Source organism: Citrifermentans bremense R1 (genome assembly GCF_000426865.1).
Classification (GTDB): domain Bacteria; phylum Desulfobacterota; class Desulfuromonadia; order Geobacterales; family Geobacteraceae; genus Geomonas; species Geomonas bremensis.
The window spans coordinates 450,305-475,580 of record NZ_AUGE01000002.1; the positions used below are offsets into that span (position 1 = coordinate 450,305).

General features: G+C 55.9%; 23 protein-coding genes, 2 tRNA genes and 1 pseudogene. 7 read left to right on the forward strand and 19 right to left on the reverse strand.

All coding sequences use genetic code 11. The features are described 5' to 3' along the window. Nucleotides 1–24: 24 nt before the first annotated feature. The gene (locus K419_RS0104415) at nt 25–3,168 is read right to left on the reverse strand and encodes a PocR ligand-binding domain-containing protein (protein ID WP_026840524.1); all 3,144 of its coding nucleotides are present in this window, start codon (nt 3,166–3,168) and stop codon (nt 25–27) included. Nucleotides 3,169–3,646: 478 nt separating this feature from the next. Between K419_RS0104415 and K419_RS0104425 the strand changes: the two genes are divergently transcribed. The 6 genes from K419_RS0104425 to K419_RS0104450 all read left to right on the forward strand — a co-directional run bounded on the left by K419_RS0104425 (nt 3,647) and on the right by K419_RS0104450 (nt 10,621). Then, nucleotides 3,647–4,012 carry a hypothetical protein gene (locus tag K419_RS0104425; protein ID WP_026840526.1) on the forward strand — a complete coding sequence of 122 codons (366 nt, stop codon included), beginning with the start codon at nt 3,647–3,649 and terminating at the stop codon, nt 4,010–4,012. A 1,279-nt stretch (nt 4,013–5,291) separates the two neighbouring features. Further along, nucleotides 5,292–5,984: an Npun_F0296 family exosortase-dependent surface protein gene (locus tag K419_RS0104430; protein WP_026840527.1), complete on the forward strand. Its 693-nt coding sequence runs from the start codon at nt 5,292–5,294 to the stop codon at nt 5,982–5,984. Nucleotides 5,985–6,485: 501 nt separating this feature from the next. After that, nucleotides 6,486–7,175 (forward strand): response regulator transcription factor, encoded by a 690-nt coding sequence (locus tag K419_RS0104435; protein WP_026840528.1) that lies wholly within the window; start codon nt 6,486–6,488, stop codon nt 7,173–7,175. Continuing rightward, nucleotides 7,172–8,530 (forward strand): sensor histidine kinase, encoded by a 1,359-nt coding sequence (locus tag K419_RS21575; protein WP_051292866.1) that lies wholly within the window; start codon nt 7,172–7,174, stop codon nt 8,528–8,530. The genes K419_RS0104435 and K419_RS21575 overlap by 4 nt, the downstream gene beginning before the upstream one ends. 48 nt (nt 8,531–8,578) lie before the next feature. After that, a complete protein-coding gene (locus K419_RS0104445) occupies nt 8,579–9,817 on the forward strand; it encodes a hypothetical protein (RefSeq protein ID WP_026840529.1) in 1,239 nt (412 codons plus the stop codon). A gap of 75 nt (nt 9,818–9,892) precedes the next feature. Then, the gene (locus tag K419_RS0104450) at nt 9,893–10,621 is read left to right on the forward strand and encodes a family 16 glycoside hydrolase (protein WP_026840530.1); all 729 of its coding nucleotides are present in this window, start codon (nt 9,893–9,895) and stop codon (nt 10,619–10,621) included. Nucleotides 10,622–10,889: 268 nt separating this feature from the next. On the opposite strand, the gene K419_RS0104455 is transcribed toward K419_RS0104450, so the two are convergent. The 17 genes from K419_RS0104455 to cobO all read right to left on the reverse strand — a co-directional run bounded on the left by K419_RS0104455 (nt 10,890) and on the right by cobO (nt 24,065). Next, entirely contained in the window at nt 10,890–11,423 is a 534-nt protein-coding gene (locus K419_RS0104455) for a hypothetical protein (RefSeq protein WP_026840531.1), read from the reverse strand. A gap of 792 nt (nt 11,424–12,215) precedes the next feature. Then, complete coding sequence (locus K419_RS0104460; RefSeq protein WP_026840532.1) at nt 12,216–12,575, reverse strand: hypothetical protein; 360 nt, start codon at nt 12,573–12,575, stop codon at nt 12,216–12,218. Between the two features lie 311 nt (nt 12,576–12,886). Next, complete coding sequence (locus K419_RS24025; protein ID WP_026840533.1) at nt 12,887–13,180, reverse strand: thermonuclease family protein; 294 nt, start codon at nt 13,178–13,180, stop codon at nt 12,887–12,889. 19 nt (nt 13,181–13,199) lie between these two features. Next, the gene (locus tag K419_RS0104470; protein WP_026840534.1) at nt 13,200–14,465 is read right to left on the reverse strand and encodes a hypothetical protein; all 1,266 of its coding nucleotides are present in this window, start codon (nt 14,463–14,465) and stop codon (nt 13,200–13,202) included. 287 nt (nt 14,466–14,752) lie between these two features. Then, the gene (locus K419_RS0104475) at nt 14,753–15,499 is read right to left on the reverse strand and encodes a DUF2726 domain-containing protein (RefSeq protein WP_026840535.1); all 747 of its coding nucleotides are present in this window, start codon (nt 15,497–15,499) and stop codon (nt 14,753–14,755) included. A gap of 218 nt (nt 15,500–15,717) precedes the next feature. Next, nucleotides 15,718–15,794 (reverse strand) — tRNA-Arg (locus tag K419_RS0104480). Nucleotides 15,795–15,845: 51 nt separating this feature from the next. Continuing rightward, nucleotides 15,846–16,361 (reverse strand): adenine phosphoribosyltransferase, encoded by a 516-nt coding sequence (locus K419_RS0104485; RefSeq protein WP_012531113.1) that lies wholly within the window; start codon nt 16,359–16,361, stop codon nt 15,846–15,848. Between the two features lie 15 nt (nt 16,362–16,376). Continuing rightward, nucleotides 16,377–17,378 (reverse strand): sigma-70 family RNA polymerase sigma factor, encoded by a 1,002-nt coding sequence (locus K419_RS0104490; RefSeq protein ID WP_026840536.1) that lies wholly within the window; start codon nt 17,376–17,378, stop codon nt 16,377–16,379. A gap of 48 nt (nt 17,379–17,426) precedes the next feature. Next, on the reverse strand, nt 17,427–18,074 hold the full coding sequence (locus K419_RS0104495; RefSeq protein ID WP_026840537.1) for a protein-L-isoaspartate(D-aspartate) O-methyltransferase: 648 nt from the start codon (nt 18,072–18,074) through the stop codon (nt 17,427–17,429). 59 nt (nt 18,075–18,133) lie between these two features. Next, nucleotides 18,134–18,880, reverse strand: coding sequence for a 5'/3'-nucleotidase SurE (gene surE, locus K419_RS0104500; protein ID WP_026840538.1), 747 nt, complete (start codon nt 18,878–18,880; stop codon nt 18,134–18,136). Nucleotides 18,881–19,130: 250 nt separating this feature from the next. Further along, nucleotides 19,131–19,403 (reverse strand): SemiSWEET family sugar transporter, encoded by a 273-nt coding sequence (locus K419_RS0104505; RefSeq protein WP_026840539.1) that lies wholly within the window; start codon nt 19,401–19,403, stop codon nt 19,131–19,133. Next, entirely contained in the window at nt 19,400–20,137 is a 738-nt protein-coding gene (locus K419_RS0104510; RefSeq protein ID WP_026840540.1) for an RNA methyltransferase, read from the reverse strand. The genes K419_RS0104505 and K419_RS0104510 overlap by 4 nt, the downstream gene beginning before the upstream one ends. A gap of 199 nt (nt 20,138–20,336) precedes the next feature. Then, complete coding sequence (locus tag K419_RS0104515) at nt 20,337–20,957, reverse strand: DedA family protein (protein WP_026840541.1); 621 nt, start codon at nt 20,955–20,957, stop codon at nt 20,337–20,339. 104 nt (nt 20,958–21,061) lie between these two features. After that, a complete protein-coding gene (locus K419_RS0104520) occupies nt 21,062–21,898 on the reverse strand; it encodes a L,D-transpeptidase family protein (RefSeq protein WP_026840542.1) in 837 nt (278 codons plus the stop codon). Between the two features lie 80 nt (nt 21,899–21,978). Next, complete coding sequence (meaB, locus tag K419_RS0104525) at nt 21,979–22,923, reverse strand: methylmalonyl Co-A mutase-associated GTPase MeaB (RefSeq protein ID WP_026840543.1); 945 nt, start codon at nt 22,921–22,923, stop codon at nt 21,979–21,981. A 147-nt stretch (nt 22,924–23,070) separates the two neighbouring features. After that, nucleotides 23,071–23,475: a cobalamin B12-binding domain-containing protein gene (locus tag K419_RS0104530; protein WP_012531122.1), complete on the reverse strand. Its 405-nt coding sequence runs from the start codon at nt 23,473–23,475 to the stop codon at nt 23,071–23,073. Nucleotides 23,476–23,534: 59 nt separating this feature from the next. Next, nucleotides 23,535–24,065: a cob(I)yrinic acid a,c-diamide adenosyltransferase gene (gene cobO, locus K419_RS0104535; protein WP_026840544.1), complete on the reverse strand. Its 531-nt coding sequence runs from the start codon at nt 24,063–24,065 to the stop codon at nt 23,535–23,537. Between the two features lie 442 nt (nt 24,066–24,507). On the opposite strand from cobO, the gene K419_RS0104540 reads away from it, so the two are divergent. Further along, a tRNA-Val gene (locus K419_RS0104540) sits at nt 24,508–24,582 on the forward strand. A 372-nt stretch (nt 24,583–24,954) separates the two neighbouring features. Here K419_RS0104540 and K419_RS23005 read toward each other — a convergent pair. Beyond that, a pseudogene (locus tag K419_RS23005) lies at nt 24,955–25,276 on the reverse strand (IS3-like element ISAzo10 family transposase); the annotation flags it as partial.

Consider the following 25,276-nt stretch of genomic DNA (forward strand, 5'->3'; position numbering starts at 1 on the left):
CTCGGCCAAGCACCGTCTGCCTGCTCATCGGTCCAGCATCTCCCTGACCTTGCGCAGCAGTTCCATCGGCTGCACCGGTTTCATGACCAGTTCGATCCCCTCTTCCGACACCCCTCTGTTCTGGATGAAGTCCGCGGTATAGCCGCTCGAATACATCACCTTCACCCCCGGTTGCAGCAGCGAAATCTCGTCGTAGGCCACCTTGCCGTTTTTTTTCGGCATGATCATGTCCATGAGGATCATCGCTATCTTTTCCCTGTTGGCGGCGAACTTCTCGACGACATCCTGACCGTCCACCGCCTGGATCACCTCGTAACCGTACTGGCTAAGGATAGACACCGCGAGCTTGCGGACTTCCGCATCATCCTCGGCCAGAAGGATCGTTTCGCTTCCCCCTATCGGCGCCTGCACCGGAACGACCTGGGGATCCGACCCGCCCCGTTCGGCCTCCTGCACCGGCAGGTAAATCCTGAAGGTGGTGCCGTGCCCCGGCTCGCTGTAGACGTTGATGATCCCGCTATGCTGCTTGATGATGCCGTAGACGATCGCCATGCCGAGGCCGGTCCCCTTGCCGACCTCCTTTGTGGTATAGAATGGCTCGAATATCCTCTTGCGGGTCTCCTCATCCATGCCGCTGCCGCTGTCCGACACGGTTACCACCGCATAGCGTCCCGATTCCGCTCGTCCGAACTCGTGGTCAGAGGGTGCTTCCACCGTCTGCAGCCCAGCCTCGATGGTCAGTATCCCCCCTTTGTGCATGGAATCCCGCGCATTGGTCGCCAGGTTGATCAGCACCTGCTCGAGTTGCCCCACGTCGGCGTGCACGATGAGACGGTCCCCGTAGGTTACGGTTTTCAGGTGTATGTCCTCTCCGATGACCCTGAGGATGAATTTCTTGAAGTTCTCGATGACCTCGTTCAGGTCCACGGGTTCCAGGCAGATCACCTGCTTACGACTGAAGGCGAGCAACCCCTTGGTAAGGTGCGCCGCACGTTCAGCCGAGGACAGGATATGATCTACCCATTCCTGCTGCTTCATGCCGAGGTTTTCTTTCATCTTGAGCATGTTGCCGTAGCCGGTGATCACCTGCAGGATGTTGTTGAAGTCGTGGGCGATGCCGCCGGCCAGTTGTCCCACCGCCTCCATCTTCTGGGACTGCCGGAGCTGTTCTTCGAGGTGGATCCGCTCGGCAAGCATCCTGGACAACTTTATCGAGGTGAAACTGAGCGTGGAAACCATCTTGGTCAGTCCGGCGTAAAATTTCATCCCCGCGTCAGCCGCTTCTCTGGTGAAACGAGGGACCCGATCCAGCGCGGCCAGGTACTGCGTCTCGTCGAACCCGTAGCGCCTCCCCTGCTCGCGGAAAAACTCCAGGTCGGGCGGGTCGTCCTGGTAGAAGAACTGCCCGATGAAGACGTTGCCGAGATGCTTCCCCCCCACCTCGATGGGAGTCACCATGTCCCACATGTTGTTCTTGCAGCGGTAGAGCTTGTAGGTTCCCGCCGCCACCCCTTCGGTAAGGACGGTGTCGCTTTCCAGGCAGTTTTTGCATGCCTTGGCGTGGACCCTGTGGAACTTGGTGCAGATATCCTGCCACCCTACTGCGACCAGCACCTTGCCCGAGACATCGAGAACAGCCCCCAGCATCCCCGTGATCCTGTAGAAATCCTCCATCATGGCCTGGAGCATCTCGCTGTCGATGATATCCGAGAGTTCCAGGGCGCCGATATCCCCTTCAGGTTCCAGGATCGCCTTCAATTTGTGCCGCACGGTCTCCTCGCTCTTTTTGAGCGCTACCTCCGCCCTTCTGCGTTCCTCGACCTCCTCCTCGAGCAGCACCGTCTGTTCCTGCAGCGATTCCTGCGCGATCTCCCGCTCAGCCAGTTCCTCCTCAAGCTGGTCGCTCTTCTTCTTCACCTCGTCCTCAAGAAGCTTCAGTTCGGTTATATCGGTCGATATGCCGCAAAGGCCGTATATGGCGCCGCTTCTATCCCGGAGCGGGAGCTTCACCGTCCAATAGCAATGCGGCTGCTCATTCTCTGCCACCAGATTGGTCTCTTCCCTTTTGACCGTGAGCCCCTCCTCGAGCACCGGACGGTCGCTGAGGACTATCTCCTCCACCGATTCCGGGGAGAAAAAGGCGGCGTCGGTCTTGCCCACGATCATTTCCTCGGGTTTACCGAACAACTCGCAGACCTTGCGGTTCACATAGGTGTATCGGTAATCGGTGTCCTTTATGAAGATGTGGGCGCCGACGTTGTCGAGGATGGTGTCGAGGCGCAGCTTGCTTTCGCGTAACGCAGCTTCGGACTGTTTGCGTTCACAGCTGCGCCTGTAGAAGAAATAGGCGGCAAGGCACGCCACGAAGAGCGCGAAGGGAAGCAGGTACTTCAACATGTCTATCAATGTCGGCTCTTTGGTCTCGTACACGCCGAACCATTTTTGGTACAGCTTGTCGTAGTCCCCGTCAGCCTTGGCCAGGGCCAGCCCCTCGTTCAGCGCGGCGAGGAGGTCCGAGTCGCCTTTGTGCACGCCGAAGGTGAACTTCTGCGCATAACCGGCCTTGATGCCCAAGGCCCGGACGTTGTCGATGCCGAGCTCCCGCAGCGTCTGCATCCCGGCAAGCTTGCTGAGCAGCATGGCGTCGTGCTTACCGGAGGAAAGGAGCCTGAGCCCTTCACGGGCGTCGGCGACAAGCGCCAGTTGTTTTTGCCATCCTTTGAAGACCGCATATTCATGGGCCAGGTCCGATTTGAACACGATGATGGACTTCCCCGCCAGGTCAGCCTCGGAGCTGATGTTGGAGTCCCCCGTGCGCACGAAGATGGCGCCGTTAACGGTGACGTGCGGGACGCTGAAGTCGGTGTAGCGATGCCGCTCCTCTGAGGTGGCCATATTTATCAGGACGTCGACCTTCCCTTCCCTGAAATCCTGGAGCAGTTCACCCCACGGCCTCACCCTGATGGTATATTTCAGCCCCGCTTCCCGGGCAACTTCCTTCCAAAGCTCCACCGCGAAACCGCCGGCAGTATCGTCGGTACTGCCGATGGAGAAGGGAGGAAAATTCTCCTCGCTGCCTACCACGAGCGTTTTCTGGGAGAGATCGGCGGCCGACGCCGTGGAAACGGAGACAAGCAGACATGCGAAGAGGATAAGACGTTTGAGCATTCCGGGTCCTTTAGTGAATGTGAGGTTTATAGGCCGAGGCACACGGCGACGAATGCCTCCTTAATATCCTCATAGAAGACCTCAGTGAATAGATTCACTGTCTCAAAGACTGACATAAGCTGCAGAAGGCTATTAATGAGTAGAGGGCCAACATAAGATAACAGAGAAAACGGACTGGTAAAGAGGCCCATGCAGTCATAACCAGCAACATACGCATTAAAAAAAGAGGCAACGGCATAAGCTGCAACCTCTTTGTTCTTTCGCTCCTCAACCTTCCTCACTGGGCAAATCAAGCTCGCCCCCCTCTCCCCCCTTTTGCAACCTTGCCGATGCAAGATCATTCCTGTATCCGCAGGCGCGTCCCTTGTGCCCAGGAAAGCCGGCCGCATTTTTTTCTGCGAAGCACTTGCCATTAAAACAATCCAATATAAGATTGGGGGCGTGCAGGGTGACCGACCAACAACAGCAAGGAGGACCTATGCTACGCTTATCGTTAGACCTGTCAGGTAAACCCGCTGTGTTCCTGAGCAACTGTTTCCGCTACTACAACGGGTTGAGCAGCCTGGCGATTTACCGCAACCCTCCCGAGCAAGCAGTTTCTCTAGTGCGGCTAAAAGAGGGGGTAGATCTGTACGAGCTGAAAATGGAAGGCGCCGTAAATTATGATCGCCTCCAGATCAAGTTACGCGACGACGCGCGGAAACAGCTCACCGACCTGTTCAAGAAAGTCCTGGCTTACCTGCAGATGGTTGCAACGGAAGAAGACATCCCCGCGCTGATGCAGGCAGGGATCGAAGTGAAGGGGCGTGCTCCCAGGAAAAGGACCGTGGTCGCACCGGCATAGAGTTAACCAACACAATCAGGTGGCAACTTATCGCCAAAGCGCCTTCAGGAATCCCCAAAGCTTATCCGGTTCCTGAAGGCGTTTTCGTCCACACTCCCCCAAAGGCGCTCACCACCACACAGTCCGGACTACCACCCTCGTTTATTGATATCCCATCGGTTTTCCCCGGTCCTCCGGTTCCGCTGACTGGATCTCCGTTGAGTGTAGCTGGCGCGACGTATTACCTAGATGGCATGCCGTTTAACCTTAGATGGAGCACCGTTTAAGGAAGATGGAGCACCGTTTAAGGAAGATGGTGCGCCGTTTAAGGAAGATGGTGCGCCGTTCAAAAAAGTTGGAACGCCATTCAAGAAAGCTGGGGCGCAATTCAAGAAAAGTTGGAGCGCCGTTCAAGGAAGTTGGAGCGCCGTTCAAGGAAGTTGGAGCGCCATTCAAGGAAGTTGGAGCGCCGTTATGTCTAGATGACGCTCCGCTTAGCTTATTCGTAGCTCCATACAACATAAACGGCATGCCGTAATTTCTATTTGGCACTCCACTTTTACTAATCGGAGGTCGCAGTTTCGGTTGAGCGTCGTAGCGTACAAGTAAATTGGAGCACCAGTTAAACTAACCGGCATGCCACATAAGTTAAACAGCCTTCCACTTTTGCTAACCGGAGCACCACTTTTGTAAAACGGACCTCCATCACAGCCTATCGGCCTGCCATAAAAATGAAATCGGCGCTACCTTACAACCTATGCGAGCTCCCACTCCCCTCGAACAGACCACTGTTAAATTTATCCGGACCTCCAACTTCTTTAAACGGCATGCCATCCATGGTGATCGGAGTATCAACATGTTTAAATGGCATGCCACTTAGCTTGATCGGACCGCCGCTTTAGTTGAACAGCCCTCCGCTATAATTGAACGGCATTCCACTTTAGTTGAACGGCATCCCGTTTTTCTGAACCGGACCTCTGACATTGTTGAATGGCGTCCTAGGTTAGCTGATTAGGAAGGGTGGAGGGCGATGGTGATGATCCGCTTTAGCCTGAGTGGTGTCAGCCGGCGCGGCTCCACTGCCGTGGGTTGCAACATCAGTTCCCCGTAGTTTTTAACCAAAGGGTTGTCAGGTATTTTTACAATATAGTTGTCGGTGTTCTTTACATCTGAAGCAGCACAGACCCTGCGTAATTTTTTAACGGTGCATATAAATTAGGTTTTTTTATTTGGCAGGTAATTTGCTGTAGACCTGACAGCGTTGGAGCGCACTATACCCCGGTTAAGGAGGAGTACAGCTATGAAAAAACTGACGGCACTACTTGCAGGAGCGATGTTATTGCTGGCAGCAGGAGGGGCCAGCGCTTACACCATTAACTACAACTTCGCAGCGCCATTGCCTGTGAACGGGGGGTATAGTTCTCCGTACAGTGGCGTTCAAGTAGAAACTTTTAACTCTGCTCCGCTTTGGGCCTGGTCGGGGGACTATACTATTCGTACCGGCTCAGCAAGTGGCGTAGCAGCTGCTCCGGCATACATGAATCCGCTGTCAACTGCCGATGCTACCCGATATATCGCAGTACCATATAGTGATTCGACCGGTACTGCTATAGCAGCCCGGACTCAGGCGTTGCTCGGCGATACTTTTAACTATTTCGGACTCTGGTGGGGCTCTATTGATGGGGTCAACGGCGGTCTCGGAATCAACAACGTGCTCCAGTTTTATAATGCCGGCAATTTAGTCGAAACCGTCACCGGGGCCCAAGTCATTGATCCCTTAAAGGCATCCGGCAGCTGGACCAGCTCTGACAACAACCGGTATGTTAACCTTTTGGATCTTCCCGAGTTTGATTCATTCTCACTCACCAGCTATGGTCGGGCCTTCGAGGCAGACAACATCGCTGTTGGTGTAGTCCCCGAACCTTCCACCATCCTCCTCCTCGGTGGCGGTCTTGCCGGTCTTGCCTTCTGGAGAAGAAGGAAAACCGCGTAAATATTATCATTAGTGCCGCACAAAAAGAGCTTTTATAGAAGGGAACTCTTTTTGTGCGGCACATCCCCTGCCCATAGCCAAGGCTTTTCACGCTCTTGCCCCAGTAAAAACCTCGCCGAACAATGTCTGCCCTGCCCCCTCTCTTCCCTCGCATTCCTAGCCATTGACAAATTGTTAGCCATTGATGATTTCTATCAACGTGCGGGCGTCAGCGTCACGATCGATGATGCCCTCTCCTCTTTCTGCAGCCAAAACGACTCCGCCGCGAGAATTCCCAATAATCGCGCTACGTCTGCCCCGTTTTGCCAAGACGTGCCTGTTGCCATCCAACGTAAGTCGTCGACAACACAACCCGGACCATTCTCTCCCCCGCCTCTTTGGTAACTATTCCAGTACAGGCAGCTTCCTCTAGCCACCAAGGCAATCCTGAATTTTTAGTCAGAATAACTTCAGTTGTGTAATTGGAAACTTTCTATAACATTAAGGACAAGGAGGGAGCTGATGCACATTCTGGTGATCGAGGATGAGCCTAAGGTCGCGGGAGCGCTGAAGAAGGGGCTGGAGGCGGAAAACTACAAGGTTTCAGTCGCCGGCAGTGGTGAGGACGGGTTCTTTCGGCTTAACACGGAGGTCTTCGACCTTGTCCTTCTTGACCTGATGCTACCGGGGCGCGATGGAATCGAGGTTCTCACCGCACTTAGAAAGCAGGGGTTCGAGACGCCAGTTCTGATTCTCACTGCGCGGGATTCTGTCGATGACAGAGTACTGGGGCTTGACAGCGGCGCCGATGACTACCTGGTGAAACCGTTCGCCTTTCCGGAACTGCTGGCCCGGATACGCCTCGTCCTGCGCAGGGAGAAGAAAGAGAAAGAGCAGGTGCTGAAGCTCTCCCTCGCCGACCTCGACCTGGATTTGGTGACACGAAAGGTGGTGCGCCACGATCATGAGATCGAATTGACCACGCGGGAATTCGAACTGTTGGAGTACCTGCTGCGCTACAAGGGCAACGTAGTGTCGCGTGAAATGCTGTCGAGGGACGTCTGGCAGGTTAAGGATCGCTCCACGCCGCTGGATAACGTCATCGACGTCCATATTGCGCGCCTTCGTCGCAAGATCGACGGTCCCTTCGAGCTGAAGCTCCTCAAGACGGTGCGGGGTCTGGGGTTCACAGTAAACGGTGAGGTGATATGAGCCTGAAGCTAAGCATACGCCTGCGACTGACCCTGTGGTACTCCGCCGCCCTTGCGGCAATCATCCTCTGCTTTACCCTCGGGGTCTACTGGTCGGTGCGCTCTAGCTTGCTGAACAGCCTGGATGCCCAGTTGGAGCGTGACTTGGCTACGGTTACCCGAGTTGCCCGGGACCAGCCCAATGAAATAAATGAACTGGCACAGCACGGTTCGGTCGATCTGTTCCAGGTGCGAGAGAGAAATGTCGTGCTGGCGGAAACGGGGGATTGGAGCAGGGCGGCAATGGAAAAGGCTCCGCCCTCCCCGACTCACCAAAGGCCGTGGTCATGGGTTGCGCCAAGCGGCCTTGGATTTCGTCTGAAGGCGTTAACGGTGACGGCACCGGGGCGCGCATACCTGATTACGGTCGCTGAGGACGAGGCGAACCTCCGTGCCAGTCTGAAAAGCCTCAGCACCATACTTTCCCTTGGAGTGCCGTTGGCGCTGGTTCTGGCGCTGATAGGCGGCTACCTCTTAGCCGGTCGCGTCTTGGCGCCCATCGAGACCATGGCGGCGAAGGCCCGAGAGATCACGGCGGATCGGCTTTCAGAGCGGCTGCCGGTCGAGCAAGATGACGAATTCGGCAAGCTTGCCCAGGTCTTCAACCAAACCTTCGCCCGTCTGGAGGAGTCGTTCGACAGGTTGCGCCGGTTCACCTCGGACGCGTCCCATGAACTGAGGACGCCACTCACTGCGATTCGGAGTGTAGGAGAGGTAGGGCTGCGCAAGGGTCTGGATGCCGACGCGCTGCGAGAGGTGATATCCAGCATGCTTGAAGAGGCGGACCGGCTGACCAAGCTGGTGGACAGTCTGCTGACCTTGAGCCGGGCGGAATCGGGGACGTTAAAACTGAGGCCAGAGCCGACCAACCTGGTCGCCTTGGTGTCGGAGGTCATCGAATGCCTGGAGGTGTTAGCGGAAGAGAAAGAGCAGAACATAGCACTGATGGCCTGCCAAGAAGTGGTTGCAGGCATCGACCGCGGGACGGTACGCCAGGCGCTGATGAACGTCCTGGACAACGCGATTAAGTACTCACCGCAGGGAAGCCGGATAAGTGTCTGTGTCGAGGTATCTGCCGGCGAGGCTACCGTCGAGATCAGTGACGGTGGCCCCGGTATCGCCCCCGAACACGCCAAGAAGGTATTCGACCGTTTTTACCGCATCGATAGCGGGCGCTCCCGGGAGGTGGGCGGAACTGGCTTGGGACTGGCCATCGCCCGCTGGGCGGTGGAGGTAAACGGAGGGCGCATAGAATTGGAGAGCGAGCAGGGCAAGGGGAGCATCTTCAGAATCGTAGTCCCGGTCCAGAGGACTTAACCTTTGGTGCCGTATGATCAACAGCAATACGACAAAAGGAGGAATTTGATGAGAAAAACTGTCGCAGCTAGCATCAAAACCGGAATGGTGCTCTTACTGGCAAGCACGGCCACTGCCGCCATCGCCTTCGCGGAGCCGACGACCTTCCCCGAGGGGACCGCCACTCCCTCGCAAACCTGCGGGGAGTGCCATAAGGCGATCTACCGCGAATTCGCCTTCGGCTTTGGCGGTGATATCCACTACAAGCCGACCACCATTCCGCAGAAGGAAGGGGAGGCGATTCTCATGCCGGCCGGGGTCTCGGCCACGGCGACCGCCCACGCCTTCGCCGGCACCGAGCAGTACCCGATCCACGCCCGCGAGGCGGAGGAGGAAGGGAAATCGTGCAATGTCTGCCATTACCCCGAGCCATTTGCCGTTCCGGACATCAACATTGCCGAGATGACTAAGCCGAAGGGGCGCCCCAAGGCCAAGGAAGCAGCGGGTATCACCTGCGCCAGTTGCCACCTGACCCCCGAAGGGAAGATCAGGGGCCCCTACAGCGTCAACGCTCCGCACGAGACCGTGGCCGACCCGGCGATTCAAACCTCGGCCATGTGCGCCTACTGCCACAGCATGGGGAAACGGATAGCCGGCAAGCAGACCCAGACCTTCCTGGAGTGGCGCGAGGATTTCAACAAGCCGGGCTTGGGCAGGCAGCAGTGCCAGGACTGCCACATGCCGCGCACCATGCGCAAGGTGGCTGAGAACTTCGACAATCCCGAGCGTGCGGTGGCGCGCCACCTATGGACCGGCGGACGCTCGCAGCAGCGGCTTGCCAGCGCTTTGAGCATGGCGATCAGCCAGCCTGAGGCCGACAAGCCGGCCATCACCCTCCACGTTATCAACGTGGGCGCGGGTCACTCGGTGCCGACCGGTTCCAACCGCAGGGCGATCTACCTCAACGTGGTGGTGACCGACAAAAAAGGGAAAGCGGTCGCGAACAAAGAGTGGATGTTCGCCCCCTCTTACGGCAATCGCCCGGATGACAGGAAGTTCCTCGAGGAGGACAAGAAGCGTCCTGATGCCGTCGCCGCGAGCCAGGCAGATGCTCAGGGGCCGCACGAGGCAAACATCAGGGCCGGCGAGGAACGTATTCTCCCTTGGGCGCCGGAGCTGAAGCCCGGCGAGTACACGGTGAAAGCCCGTCTCATCTACGACCTGAACCGTTACAACGCCCGCTCTTTCAATGAAGACCAGACGGAGATCAACAGCACGACCCTCACCATCAAAGTAAAAAAAGGATGATCAAGCTACGGGGCCTGGGCGAACCAGGCCCCGTTCATTTTCAGGGCAACAGCCGGCACTTTCCAGGAGTAGCGTATGAACCGTAACAAGACCCGATTTCTGTTAATGACACTGGTAGCAGTCGTGACGTTCGGAATGGACAGCTTACCGGCCCTTGCCAAGGACTCCCGCATTATCGAGTTTAGCCGGGACACACCAGGAGCAGAGGCCAAGGCCTTCAGCTCCCTGATCGGTGTTTGGCACGTGGACCGGGACGGTGCCCGGACGGTGTACGCGGTGGACGGCAAGAACTGGGTACAGGGGATCATGGCCCCAGCGGTGGTTGAAAAGGCAAAGTCGCTTTACGGGCACGGCGCTTCGGAGTTCCTGCGCAACCTTGAGAAATACCGCTACTTCCCGCTTACGGTTCTCAAGGAGGTCAAGGATTTCAAGGAGGGGACTATCGAGGTCATGTTCAAACCGGTGAGCGGCAGGATCGACCAAGCTGCTGGCATCGCTTTCAACATCAAGCCCAACGGGGATTACCTGGTCATCCGGGCCAACGCCCAAGAAGAGAACCTGGTCTTCTTCAAGCTGGACCAAGGTAGGCGCTCGACGGTGCAGTGGATTAACAAGGTGCCGGTTCCCTCGAACCGCTGGCAAACTCTGAAGGTGGTTGTCACCGGCAGAAAGATCGAGGGGTATCTGAACGGCACGAAATATGTGGATTACCTTTGGACCGAGGACATCGACGGCAGAATAGGTCTCTGGTCCAAGGCCGACTCCTATGTCTTTTTCGACAAGGTGTCGGTGACAACCAAGTAAGGCCGCCTCATCCTGCGGTTAAACGGGATGGAAGGAGGATCACAATAAAACACGCACTGTTGCTTCTTCGAGTAGTGCTCTTTGGTTTTACCTCCACCTATGCTCTAAGGCTCTAAAGGGACGCTGGTCGATTGGTTGAGTTCCGCATCTTCGGGATCTAAAGTCGACGAAGTGACCAGGCCCTTCCTTCGGTTGCCAGGAGCAACAATAGCTCATATTCCAAGACCTGGCACCGAGCCCCGCCGAGCCCCCTCCCTCTACTACTCTTCTAGGATGCAGGCTTCAAAATCGAAGCGAAATTCCTATCTTTCAGAATGATTTTGCTCTTGGTGAATGCCAGAACGGATGGATATTTTGAAGATGCATCCATCACGCCAGCGTCATTCCCAGTGCCGCCTTTGTATCCATCCGCCACGTCAGCAACCAGTTCCAACAAAGTTCCTTCTACCATTTTCCATTTGCCAGTGTAAGGTGCATCAACATAATTACACGCTACCCTGAAAGAACCAGCCGATACACTGAAAGTGCCATCGGAATTAAAAGTAACTGTACCTATGCTTTTGTCTGGATAGTTCGACGCCGTCCAAGTACCTACTATCACGGAAGCGGACAAAGATGCAGGAGCCAGCTCTTCGATAGCCGATTGTAAGGTCGTAGCTGACAGAGTAGTCTTCGAATTATCGATGATGATGTTAGAGGCTAAGACCTTGGTGCTCGTATCTACACTATCAGCCTGAGAACTGCTGCATGCTGAAGTTAATAACGTCATCCCTGCGATCACAAAAGCTAATATACGCTTCATTCATCTCTCCTTAGTGCGCGAAGGACCTTAATAACATATCATTGGCACCACCTCAAGCAAAACCTTTAACTGTTGTTGTTAATATGCTGCCAATTGGTTTAGACCCCTGGAGTTCGGAGATCTAAGTACGTCGACGAAGTAATCAGCGTCCCGCTACTTCAGTAGCGATTCTGAATAAGTTGGCCGGATCGGTTGTGTCGAAGGGTTAAAAGGACAGCATAGCCGGTGAGTAATTGGCGCATCAAAAGGGACAGCTTGGCCGATTTTGGACGCAGGAGCAGATGGAAGTGGTTAGACAGAAGAGCCCCCTAGCAAAGCACTTCGTGGAGGTCTTTTGTAATAGTGTGCCGAGCCGGTCGACAAAAGCATAGCGATCAACATCATCAAAGAAGATTGCTCGCTTCTCAATCCCTCGAACCATGACATGCTGGAGAAGCCCAGGTTTACCAATACGCGCTAATCTTGGCATAGGGGTAACACTACCCTAAACACCGAGAAAGTAAACAAACTAAACTACGTCCCCCTCGGCCCCCGCTCTCTTACCCCGCTCTTTCAGCGGTCGGACCAGCCGTAAATTGGACCCCCTAGATGTAATGCTTGAACCTCAGCACCTCGCTTTTGACGCTCTTGCCCCTTAAGTTCAGCGCCTTGCTGATCTAAGTCACCAGGCCCTTTATTCGTTGACGATTATGGCAATATCTAGTCCTTCAACGCATTGCCCTATGTGCGTTCCACTGCAATTGTTTCTACCCCCCCCAGCAGGCTTTGCACACGTTGCCATGAGCGCAGTTCTCACCTGTGTTGAGCCAAACCTGCTGCATCCATTGTGGAGGTAGACACAGCATCAGCCGCTTGCAAAACGCCACTACCTTCAACCGGTTGTTCGAATACAGCCTTGAGCCGCTCCCACCAACGATGTATACTGTCTTTTAGCGTTACTACTTCAAACTTCTTGCACAATTCCAAGATACCATTAGCTACCGTCCCTAAACCAAGCAACTGTAAGGATGTACCCGCGTAAAGAATGTGTTCTTCTGGACTTGAGGCTGCCATAAAAGCTACATCCCATGCTCCGACTAACCCACCTAAAAGCAGCCAAACTGGCCACGCATCTTTCGTAATTACCTGCCCCAATCTAGCCCACTTTATCATAACGGCTCTTTAACCCCTTGTTATCCACACACATGCAGTTTAATGTATATAGCCCAAAAAACAAGCACAACTCTTATGTGGCATTCAGCTAAATCCCTAGTTCTAGTACATCGAGCCTCTGAGAGCACTGATGCTGCCCCGTTCTTGTGAACAGTCCGAAAAGCTGCTACAACCAGCGCAGCAGGAGGGACTGTCATGCAACAGAAGAAGAGGAAGACCGACCCCAGCGTGCGCCGCGTGTCAGGTCTTAGATTATAAGGTTTCTGCCTATCGAAAAGCGATTGTTCAAGACCTGTCACACCAATTGTGCTCTAGGGTGCAGGTTTCAAAACCGAAACAAAATTTCCATCCATTAGAATGATCTCGTTCTTCGTGAATGTCAGAGCAGATGGGTATTTTGAAGATGCCTCAAACGAGCCAGCATCATTCCCATCGATCCCGTACAACCGGACCTTAACCTTCGTCCCCAGTGCATCCTGCACCTGCACTGTGTCCCCGTCGCTTACCTTGGAGACAAAACCGTCAATGGTCCTCACAGGTGGCTTCGCCAAAGCAGGAACAACATTTAAAAGAAGTATGATAGCCATCAAGGCCGCTGATTTCACAGAACTTCTCCCATCAGAACTATTTCTCTTTTCGGGGATAGACGCTTAGGCACCCGGAACACACCCAAACGGGTGTTCCCGTTTGATCGTAAGTGGCCACCCAGGTCGTTGGCGGCCCCGCCCCCTTTTTTTGGTTACAAAAAGTCGGAGAGTAAAACAGGTACTTGCCGTCGTCAAAGCAGCCCTGCCGGTACGTCTTTACTTTCTTGTTAAACAGAGAGTGAGGTTGTGCCCCACTGAAGCTTAAACCTTTAATCCTCCTAAGAGACGCAAACTCACTTTTTTCAGAAGGGTTCAAGTCACTCTTGGAGTCGAGTTCAGCGAGGCGTTTTTCCTCTGCATCTGTAAGTCTCCTGCGGTAATTGGGGTGAAAGAGCAAGGCAGGAATGTCATCACTTGTGCGAGTAGAGCACGCAGATACCTTTGGAGCTGCGACAGCTCCTTGAATAGTAAAAGCTGCATTTCCTACCGGATTACAGTTACTGGCTCCGTTGCACACATTCGTTGCGTCAACGGTAAATCCAGGCTCGTTGCCCTTTTGAATCGGGTGGACTACATTCGCAGTGACGGGTGGGGACGATTGAGGAAAAACGGAGACGTTTTGGGAGGCCGTCTCCCCCCGCACTTGATTCCCCATGTGATCTACCTCAATATGGAGGTCGCCGACCAGCGCGTAGTAAAGGTAGTACGCTCCCTCCCATGATGAGAAGGGAGACCCGCTGCCCGGCCTGTACTCCCTCACCAAAATCGGCTCATCTGTTATCACTCCGTTTAGTTCCTCAACCCGTCTCGCAAATGCTTGCTGAGCTGTGCTATTGAGTGACGGAGATTCGAAGCTTTTCCTCCAGAGAACTCCAGCAATAACACCAATTCGCGAGTGGCATTGCTGCAACGTATTGACGAAGGGGCTACCAAAAATCTCAGGGCTGAGGTCGACATTGAGGGGGAAAGTATGGACGCGGTCTATGTCTCGGACGGACCTTCTCATACTGCCGTTCGTGTAGGTCTTGAACTCGCACGTTAGGTGGTATCTTTTGTCCGGAGAGATGCATAAGATATCAAGGAGTTCCTTTTCACTCTTGTACTGGTTGTTTACCTCGGCAAAAAGATGAAAATTCCGCATTAAAACCGCATGACTGAAGTGAGCGGAGAGATTCCTTTCCGGAAGATCATTCAAAGAGCCGACATTAGTGGGCCAGTACACGTCCAGAGATCGTCTTAAAAAAGCGGCGGTATCTATCATGATATCGTGGATATAGACGGCTATGGGAGTAGTTGTTTTCATCGCAAATTCCCTCCTGCAGAACATGGAATTAAAAAAGTGCTTCATGGGAGCCTAAATCGGCGCGACCAAATCGTAACTGTCATGCTTAGGCGTGTTGACCAACTGCGACACCTGCCACATCTCCAAAAGGTCAGCAGGGTAAGGCTGGAACAGAGTAGCGAGCCCAGACGGGTCGGTAACACTGCGATCAAGCCAGCGCCCACACTCTGCCGGGAGACACGGGAGGGACAATGGTAAGTTGTGTAAGTTATTCACAGCAGTCCCGATTCTACGTTTCCCCTTGGACCTTACACTTCTGATATTGCCACAGCCTGTCTACACTTCGGAAACGTCGAGCATGCCCAGAAAAATTTGCCGGCGTGTGGTCCTTTCTTGGCCTGACGCCTGACCATGACAGCGCCACATTTTTCACAGTTCGGAGATGCTTCCTTGGTTTCAGGCAACGCGACAGCCGTTGCCGGTACCGGTGACGGCTCGCTTACAGACATCGGTTGAACAGAGTCGTGAGCTGATGATGAGGACGTTACTGGTACACTGATAGAGAGCTTGAATGCCTCGGCTAGTTTGGTCCTGACCTCCTGAATCTGATAGCCTTTCTTCGCGGAGAATCGGGCGATGGGAATCCCCGCACAACCTAACGTATGATCAACGAATACATCTCTTTCCGCTCGATCTTCCCGCCCATGCGATTGGTCATCAAGTTCAACCACTCCGACGACAGCAAGGTCTGTCGCACTGCAGACCACGAAATCAATATGCTTCTGGTTCACCTTGTTCAGTCCACTGACTCGCTTACTGTTGGATAACCCCTTTGCAGGCTTCACCAGATCACCAAGACGAACCTTCCCCAAGATCCGGTATTTACTGTTCAAAGCCTGCTCAAGTATTCCGAGAAAGGATCGTTCCGCTGGGCTGAATAAGGGTTCTCTTCGGTCGAAGGAAAGAGAATCACCCTTCGAGGTGGATCTAGCCTTCAGGACGGCTAAAAGTCCCGCAAGTAGGAAGAGGATTACAGCTACAACCATTAAATTCATAGTAGATCACCTACCTCCTTGGATCGACCGTCTGAAACTACCACAAACAAAGTCAGATTGAAATCACTTCAGACGCCCTAACAGGTCAGTCCAGGCATTGCCGTCCTCAATAATCCTTTCGCCGAACGTTCAGTAACCATCCTCCCTCCATTAACCATGAAAGCTCCTACAACAAAAAATGGGTCACGGCATAGTTGCCGTGACCCATTAGTTTTTGTTGGCGTCCCCGAGACGATTCGAACGTCCGACCCCTTCCTTAGGAGGGAAGTGCTCTATCCTGCTGAGCTACGGGGACAAGTGAGACGATCTATATACATTACCCCTATCTTTTTGGCAAGAAGTTTTATTAGAACTTGAGCAGGGAGAATACTTTGCCTTCGGGGAGCTTCTTGCCCCCTTCCAAAAACTCCAGCTCGGCCATGAAGCAGCACTCGACGAGCTCAACGTCCATGCTGCTGATCAGATCCACTACTGCCGCCATGGTGCCGCCGGTGGCAAGCAGGTCGTCGGCGATGAGCACGCGGTCGCCTTTGTTGAAGGCGTCGGTGTGGATCTCGAGGGTGTCGGTGCCGTACTCGAGGTCGTAGGTCTTGCTGCGCGTCTTGGACGGGAGTTTGCCCGGCTTGCGCACCAGCACGATGCCGGCGCCTAGCTTGTACGCGAGGGCTGCGCCGATGATGAAGCCGCGCGCTTCGACACCCACTACCTTGTCTATCTTCTGCCCAACGTAGCGGTGCGACAGAAGGTCGACCATGCGCTGAAACGATTTGGCATCCCCTAAGAGCGTGGTGATGTCCTTGAAAAGTATCCCCTTCTTGGGGAAGTCCGGGATGTTCCTGATGATGCTTTTCAGATCTTCCATTTATCCTGCCGCTCCTTATGTGCCTGTAGTTGTCGGGGGGACAGCCGCGCGCCCCATGATGTCGGTCGTTTCTACTATCTTTCTCAGCTTTTCCAGCGATTTCGCTTCGATCTGCCTGATCCTCTCGCGGGTCACGCCGAAGCTGCGCCCGATGGTGTCGAGGGTCTGGGGGTCCTTGTCGTCGAGACCGAAACGGAGCGTGAGGATCTTCTTTTCGGCGTCGGAGAGGGTCTCGAACCACTTGGAGACCAGCTCGTACTTGTTGAGGTCCTCCAGGAGCACGGCCGGCGATATGGTGGAGGTGTCCTCTATGGTGTCGATGAGGAAATAGTCGTTGTTCTCCCCCATGGGGCGCTCGATGGAGTAGGTCTTCTTCAGTAGGACCATGAGCCTGCGCACGTAGGTGACGTTCACCTCCAGGGTGTCGGCGACTTCCTTTATGCTCGGCTCGCGGTTCATCTTCTGCACCAGTTCGCGCGTCACCCTTAGCATCTTATTGATGTCGTCGGAGACGTGTACCGGCAGGCGGATGGTGCGCGACTGGTTCACCAGCGCGCGCTCGATGGACTGCCGGATCCACCAGGTGGCGTAGGTGGAGAAGCGGCACTCCTTGGAGAGCTTGAAGCGCTCCACGGCCTTGATGAGCCCCATATTCCCTTCTTCGATAAGATCCAGGAAGGGGAGCCCGCGGTTTATGTAGCGCTTGGCGATCTTCACCACCAGGCGGAGGTTGGAGACGATCATGCGGTCCCGGGCGGCTTTGTCGCCCAGGTCGATGCGCGCAGCCAACTCCTTCTCCTCGTCGGCGGTGAGGAGCTTGGTCTTCTGGATTTCGCGCAGGTAGAGCTTGATGGCGTCGTCGAAATGCTCGACCACTGCGGCCTTGATTTCCTCTTCCTCTACCTCGGCAGGTTCGTCAGCTTCGGCCTCGACTTCCTCCAGTTCGAGTGCGTCGGGGTCCTGCTCGGCGTCCAGAAAAAGAGGTTCCTTCTCCCCTAAATGTCCTTCGTTTTCCATGCGAGACTCCTTTAGCAAAGCTTTGAGATGATGTGTCTGCAACCTTTGCTACTGCTCGTCATTCCAACCGTTTCTTCCAATAAGTCTTACGAAGCGGCAGCCGTCGCACTCTTCGGTGGCCACGCTGCCGTCCATTCCCTTTGTTACCAGCAAGAGCTTCTGGTCGATCCTGTCGCCCACCGGTATCACCAGCCTGCCCCCGGGGGCCAACTGCTGAACCAGGCAGTCGGGAAGATGCGGGGCGCCCGCGGTAACCAGGATGGCGTCGAAAGGCGCCTCCTCGGTCCACCCCTCGGTTCCGTCCCCTATCTTCAGGTTCACGTTCAAAAGCCTGAGGCTGTCGAGAGCCTTGCGCGCCTTGAGGGCCAGCGGCCTGATGCGCTCTACGGTGCAGACCCGGTCGGCGAGGGTGGCGAGGACGGCTGCCTGGTAGCCTGAGCCGGTTCCCAGCTCCAGCACCTTTTCGCGCCCGGTGAGCGCCAGAAGCTGCGTCATCTTCGCCACTATGTACGGCTGCGATATGGTCTGCTTTTCGCCTATCGGCAGCGATCCGTCGCTGTAGGCCTGGGCCGACATGGCCTCTTCTACGAATATGTGTCTCGGTATTTCCTGCATGGCGCCCAGCACCCGCTGGTCGGTGATGCCACGCTTCACCAGCTCAGCAACCATTCTCTTCCGTGCAACAGCAGAATTCATTTCCCCCCCGATCTCAAGCAGCGGGGAAATATAACAAAAGGAGTTCTAAAAGTCCAGCATCACGGCAATTCCCAGGACTTCAGCATCTCGATCGAGGCATGGTTGGTGAGATCGATGTGCAAGGGGGATATCGATACGTGTCCTCTCGAAACTGCATGATAATCGGTGCCGGGAATGTCCTCGAAGCTCAGGTCGGTGGTGCCGATCCAGTAGTAGTTCCTGCCGCGGGGATCGACCTTGTCTACGATGGTCCCCTCGTAGCTGCGCTTCCCCTGGCAGGTGATGAGAGGCGGCAGCAGGCTCTCCGCTGGGAGATCCGGCACGTTCACGTTGAGATAGGTGTCGCGCGGAAGGCCTTTTTGGTGCACGGTCACGGCAAGCTTTGCCGCGCAGGCGGCCGCGGCCTCGAAATGCTCGCCTGCCGAGCGGGTGACCAGGGAGACTGCTATAGCGGGAATACCCATCAGTGTCGCCTCCAGCGCCGCCGCCACCGTGCCGGAGTAGGTAACGTCGTCCGCTATGTTGGCGCCGCGGTTGACGCCGGAGATGACGAGGTCCGGGCTGTACGACAATAGGCTGTGAATGCCTAAGTTGACGCAGTCGGTAGGGGTCCCCTCGACGGAGAAGACGTTGGCGCCGATGCGGGCCGCTCTTAACGGGTGATGCAGGGTGAGCGCGTGGGAGACGGCGCTTTGTTCCCGGTCCGGGGCCACTACTACGACCTCGGCCACCTCGGAAACCTTCTTGATCAGCGCGGCGAGACCGGGAGAATGCACCCCGTCGTCATTGGTAAGGAGAATCTTCACTTGTAAAACCCCTCGCTAAGTCATCGGCTGCAAAACGTCACTAAAAGGACCAGTGCCCATCACACATGGTTCCTCTTCGGCAGCGGACGGACGCACTTTAGCATATTTTAATATTAAACGGGACTTTTTTAAAAACCCCTCGCACGCGTATGACGCGGATCAAAATCGATAACTGCGGATCAAACAAAACCCCTGCTAAAGCTTAATCCGCAGTTATCCGCGTTATCCGCTGAATCCGTGTGCGGTGCCTTTAGCTGCCTCGATCCTCTCTGTCATAGCGGAGCTTCATGGCAATGAGCGAGGCGTAGCACGCAATGGAAAAGGTGTTGGCGAGGATCAGCGGCAGGTCGCCGATCATGGAGCCGTAGATGAGCCAGAGCAGCATGCCGAGACTCAACATGACCAGCTGCCACATGGAAATGTCGCGCGCGTGCCTGGTCTTGTAGGTCTTGTAGACCTGGGGCACCGCCGCCCCGCTGGTGAGGAGCCCGGCACAAAAGCCCAAGGTGCCGACGAGGGTCATTCGCCCTTCTTCCCTTTGAACTCGGAGCAGGCCCAGTCTATCTGGGAGAGGAGCCCGCGCAGCGAGGAGACCTCGCGCTCGTCGAGTTCGGCGCGGGAGAAAATGCGACGCAGGGTCCGCATCATGTGATCGGGGTTTTGCGGGTTCAGGTAGCCGATCCTCAGGAAGGAGCGCTCCATGTGCTGGTACAGCGGCTCAAGGGAGGCGGACCCGGCAATGTCACGGGCCTGCTTCGCCGGTGCGGGTGCGGCGCCTTTGAGAAACTCGTAGCAGAAGATGAGGACCGCTTGGGAGAGGTTCAGAGAACCGAATTCGTCGGCCGTCTCGATGGTCGCTTGCCACCGGCAAAGGGCAACTTCGTCGGTGGTGAGGCCGCTGTCCTCGCGCCCGAAGACCAGCGCCATGCGGCTTGCCGGCGCACAGGTGGAGAAGCGCTCCACGATCTCCGCCGGGGTGGAGATCTCATTGCGGTATTTGCCATGGCGCCTGGTGGTGGCGACGGGGAACTCGCAGTCGGCGATGGCGTCTTCGAGGGAGGTGAAGATTCGGGCAGAGTCGAGGAGATTGCGGGCCGACACGGCGAACTTGACCGCGTCCAGGTGATCGACCTGGCAGGGGTTTACCAGGCGCAGGTCGGAGAGCCCCATGTTCTTCATAGCCCTGCAGACCATGCCTATATTGCCGGGACTCTGGGTCCCCACCAAAACGACGGATACTCTTTGCTTCAAATCCATGCAGAACCTTTGTCAGTGGGAATTGTTAAAACTGGGAAGGCGAACACCAGGAGCTGCATTAGACCACAACGGGGCGGGGTTTTCAACTGCAGAGTCAGAGGCTGAAACTGTTAACAAGGAGGAAATCTGAGGACATCTGAGAAATCAAAGCGGAGAGAACCTTTCTTTGTTTTCTCAGCTTTTCCCCGTGTCTCCGTGGCTAAGGGTTTTGGAGGTTCCGGAGTTTCATCCTTTTGAGCCTGGCTCTCGCGGGGCGCTGGCGCCACCAGTGAGCGACAAAATGGCTGATCCAGAAACAAAAGACGATGGTGCCCAAGGCGAGGAGCAGGTACGGCTCGTAACGCCCCACATCTTCGATGAAGAGGCCGGCAGCTTTTCCGAACAGGTACCCCGCCATGGAGAAGACGATGGACCAACTAAGGGCGGATACCAAATTAAGGTACAAGAAGGACCGGGAGGGGAACGGCGTCATGCCGAGGATGATGGGAAGCACAATTCTGAAACCGTAGGTGTAGCGGGAGATGAAGGCGACGAAGGTGCCGTAACGCTCAATCAGCTTCAGGGCTTTTCTGAATTTCTTGGCAATGGACGAGAAGAACTTGAGGAGGAAAGGGCCTTTGCGGCGCCCGACATGGAAGTAGAACTGGTCGCCCAAAAAGGACCCGGCAAGGGCGGAGAGCATCACCAGGTATATGTTGAGGTATCCCCCAAAGGCGAGGAACCCGGCGAAGATGAGTATCGCCTCCCCTTCGAGGAAGGTCCCTAAAAAGAGCACCCAATACCCGTGCACCTGCAGGTATTCCTTGAAAAATTCATGCACCGCCGCTCCGTACCACAGTGAGATGGAAGCCGCCCGCCACGCGGGCACAGTTTGAGAGTATAACAAACCCCTCGCCCGGGTCAGTCGCTTCCGCTTCGTTTATCTCACTTCCGGTACACAGGGTTCGCTCCCCTCACCTCTACGGCCGGGCCGTCCTCAAGCTCTTCCAGGTGGCCGCTGTCGTCCTCGTAGTCGTTCTCACCGACAGCCCAGGCGTAAAACTTCTGTGAATCGATGAGCACCGGCTTTTCAGGGATGCCGTACACCCGGTTCTGCATCCCCTCATCGAAGAGGCCGACGCAGCCATGGGAGGCGGGCTTGCCGGGTAGATCCCTGGCGTGGATCCAGTAGGAGACGTTGTCGGCACCTATGTGGAAACGCATGGCGTTGTCCATGGGGTACTGCGCCGAGCCGTCCTCGGTCTGGTAGAGCGAGGAGGTGTGCTGCCGGTCCCGCGCGTCGATGCGGTAGAGGCCGACGGGGGTTTCGTGGCCGTTCGCGCCGGTTGCGGCAGGAGCGGAGAACTTGAGCTTCCCGTTCTCGTAGGCTCCCATCCACTGTTCGGTCAGGTCGATGAGGATGTATTTCCCGTAGCGTTTTGACTCTTGGTATTCGGCAGGAAGCGGACAGTAGTTTCTTGCCGCGGCCAGGTCCTTGGGAACCTTTATGGTCATGCCCGGATAGACATGGCGACGGTCGATCCTGTTGAAGCGGGCGACGACGGGCCAGTCGGCGCCAAAGAGCGACTCCAGGGTCTCATTGGGCTTGACGAAGTGCCCCTTCCAGGGGACGTTGGCGAGGCTCGGGTATTCTACGCGGGTGAGGTCTTCCCTGGCCGGATCGCTGGGGTTGGCGGAGGGTTCGGAGGTAGCGCAGGGTTTATAAACTACGATGGAAAAAGCGACAGCAACGACTACGAAAAACAATATCTTACGAAACATCTCGACAACTCCCGACCAGAAACGACTAATGGGGCCTGCGCCCCATTTCGCCTTCTAATTAACATCTTTAGGTCCCAGGGTCAAGAAAAAGAGCGCGCAGCCATGACCTCTTCCACGGCGCTGTAAGGATCGGTGCTCCTGTCGCGCATGCCGTCGAGTATCTGCTGGTACTTCCCGCTTTCCTTTATGCCGCTGAAGACGGACTCGAAGAGCTCCTCGCGCAGCGTGTCCGCGAAGATCTTGGCGTTTCGTTCCTGGATCAGGCGCTGCAGGGCGCCCGACTCCTTGAGGTAGCTGTGGTGCGCCTCGAATTCGTCCACCAGTTCGTCGATGCCGAGCCCTTTGGCCGCTTCGGTCTTGATCACATGCGGCATCCAGTCGCCGGCTTCGGGGTGTTTCATCTCGAGCATCGCGGTCAGTTCGCGCGCGGTGCGGTCGGCGCCGTCCCGGTCCGCCTTGTTGACTACGAAGACGTCCCCGATTTCGAGGATGCCCGCCTTGATCGCCTGGATATCGTCTCCCAGGCCCGGGACCATGACCACGACGGTGGTGTGCGCGGTGCTGACGATGTCGACCTCGTCCTGCCCTACCCCGACCGTTTCCACCACGATGACATCGAGCCCCATCGCGTCCATCACGTTGAGCACGTCCATGGTAGAGCGCGAAAGCCCCCCCAGGGCGCCGCGGGTGGCGAGACTCCTGATGAAGACGCCGGGGTCGTCGGCATGGCGGTTCATGCGGATGCGGTCACCCAGGATGGCGCCGCCGGAAAAGGGGCTGGTCGGGTCGATCGCCACCACACCCACCAGGAGGTCCTTCTTGCGGTAGGCCGCCACGACCTGGTCAACGAGGGTCGACTTGCCGGCGCCAGGCGGGCCGGTGATGCCGATGATATAGGCTTTTCCGGTATGGGGGTAGAGGATCTTCAGTTCGTCGACGGCGCTTTTGAAACGGTCGTCGATATCCCGCATCAGGCGCGCCGCGGCGCGTATCTCGCCATCCAGCACACGTTCGGCAAGGCTCATGTTTCAACTCCAGAATTCATATATGATCGGAGAGGCCTTGCCACACGTTGCCGCAGGGTCTCTCCAGGCTTCCACGCGGGTGCGCCGCGAACTGCCTGTGGGCAAGAACGCGGCGCATGTGACGCAGAACAAAATGCGGAACAGGTCTTAGGCGTGCGGAGTTACGTTGTCGCGCATCCAGGCGACGATGGTCTCGGTCGAGGTACCCGGGGTAAAGACTTCGGCGATGCCAGCAGCCTTGAGGCCCGGGATGTCGTCCTCAGGAATGACGCCGCCCGCCATGAGGACGATGTCGCTCGCCCCTTTTTCCTTCATGATCTCCCTGACCGCGGGCAGCAGCGTGTTGTGGGCGCCGGAGAGGATGGAGAGCGCCACGCAATCGACGTCTTCCTGGATCGCGGCGGAAACGATCTGTTCGGGAGTCTGGTGCAGACCGGTGTAGATGACCTCGAAACCGGCATCGCGTAAAGCGCGGGCGATGATCTTGGCTCCCCTGTCATGGCCATCCAGACCCGGCTTACCTACCAGTACACGTATTCTTCTTTCAGCCATGGCATACCTCCGAATTGATCAGTATTGAAATATAAAGCTACCAAGCTTTTAAAGTGTCGCTATTTCTCGATGCCGACCCGTGCCGGCACTCCGGCCTTGTAGTAGTGCTTGACCTCGCGCATCTCGGTTACCAGGTCGGCGGCCTCGATCACTCTTTCGTGGGCATTTCTGCCGGTCAGCACCAGTTCGACATGATGCGGCTTGCCGCGCATGAGATCGAGTACCCCGTCGACGGGGACGAGCCCCATGGAGACCGCACCGTTGATCTCGTCGAGTATCACCAGGTCGTACTCGCCGCTCTGGACAGTCTTCGCCGCCAATTCCAGCGCCTCGGCCGCCAGCTGTTTGTCCTCTTCGTGGGGGTTACCCTTTCTGACCCAGCCGGGGCGCCCGGTCTGGATGATGGTGAGAAACGGCGCCAGGCGCTCGGCGGCCATCTGCTCCCCGTAAGGCCCCCCGCCCTTCATGAACTGGATCATGCAGACCTTAAGCTCACGCCCAGTAGCGCGCAGCGCAAGTCCCAAAGACGCAGTGGTCTTACCCTTGCCGTTGCCGGTATACACCTGAATAAGACCTTGTTCCAGTTTCACAATCACACCTTTGACAGAACCGGCAATTCGATTCGACTGACAGAAATGAAGCAGTTTACGGCAACGGCATCGATGCCGCGAGCGCCCCCTACAGCAGGGGTCAGAACTGCCGCAATATAGCAACAGCAAAAGGAGCGTGTCAAGGTGAAAGAACTGAATTAGAACAATGTTTAAGGACGGCAAACCGAAGAGTGCGGGAGAGCGTGCTTTTATTGTTGAGCTTTGAGAATAAGCGGAGGAGGAACCTTCTTTCTCTGCCAGATGTCCGTTGAAGAAAAGAAGATCCGGCCAGCTCAGAAATCGTTCTGGTTCAGGGAGATGAAGAAACTATACCAGTAAAGATGGAAAAGCGAACGGAGTAGAGAGAGGTTGTGACTTCCAGCCTGTTGGATAATGAGGGCTTGACACGGCTAAATCGATCTGCTATTTAATCGGGACACATGGGCGATTAGCTCAGCGGGAGAGCACTGCCTTCACACGGCAGGGGTCACTGGTTCGAACCCAGTATCGCCCACCATGCAAACAGCAAAGGCCAAGTCTTACGACTTGGCCTTTTTGCTTGTACACTTCGGAGAGTTACAGCATCTCCGATCATATTAATACTGCAGGACTCATGTTCTCCCAGCTCAATTCCACATTACATCAGTCAAGTCTGTGACCATCCTGTGACCATTCTGTGGCCATCCGAAATGTAGCCATTTTCGAAACAGCCCTTTTTTGAACCCTGCCCTTTGTGCCCAGACACTCGCAGTATCACCTCTTGTCGATCGGCTTCCAATTTTGACCCATCATCGGCATCTTGAGACCCTCCCCCCCCAATCTGAAAGGCCTCAATATTTCAATAGGGGTGGGTCACCCTTGGAAGCCGGTACTGGGTCAAAATTCGAAGCCGATTCACACCTAGCACGAGGCCATCGCTGGCTTTCCACCTTTGTAGGGTCCTCACGTCGATGCCGGCGAGGCGGCAGGCGGGTTTGAGCCGAGCGCCGTCGGCATGGGCTTGCTCGATGTGTTGAGCAACGTTCTGGCGATCTTCCAGCCGGATCAGTCGTCCGCGCCCTCCCCGTAGATCGCCGAGAGCTTTTTTGAAAGAACCAGGAGCGCAGCCGTTTCTGCGAGAGCCTTCTCCTTACGCCGTAGCTCACGCTCAAGCTCCTTTATGCGCCGATGGTCGTGTCGCGTCTGCTGCGGAGTTGCCCGGGTTTCCTGGG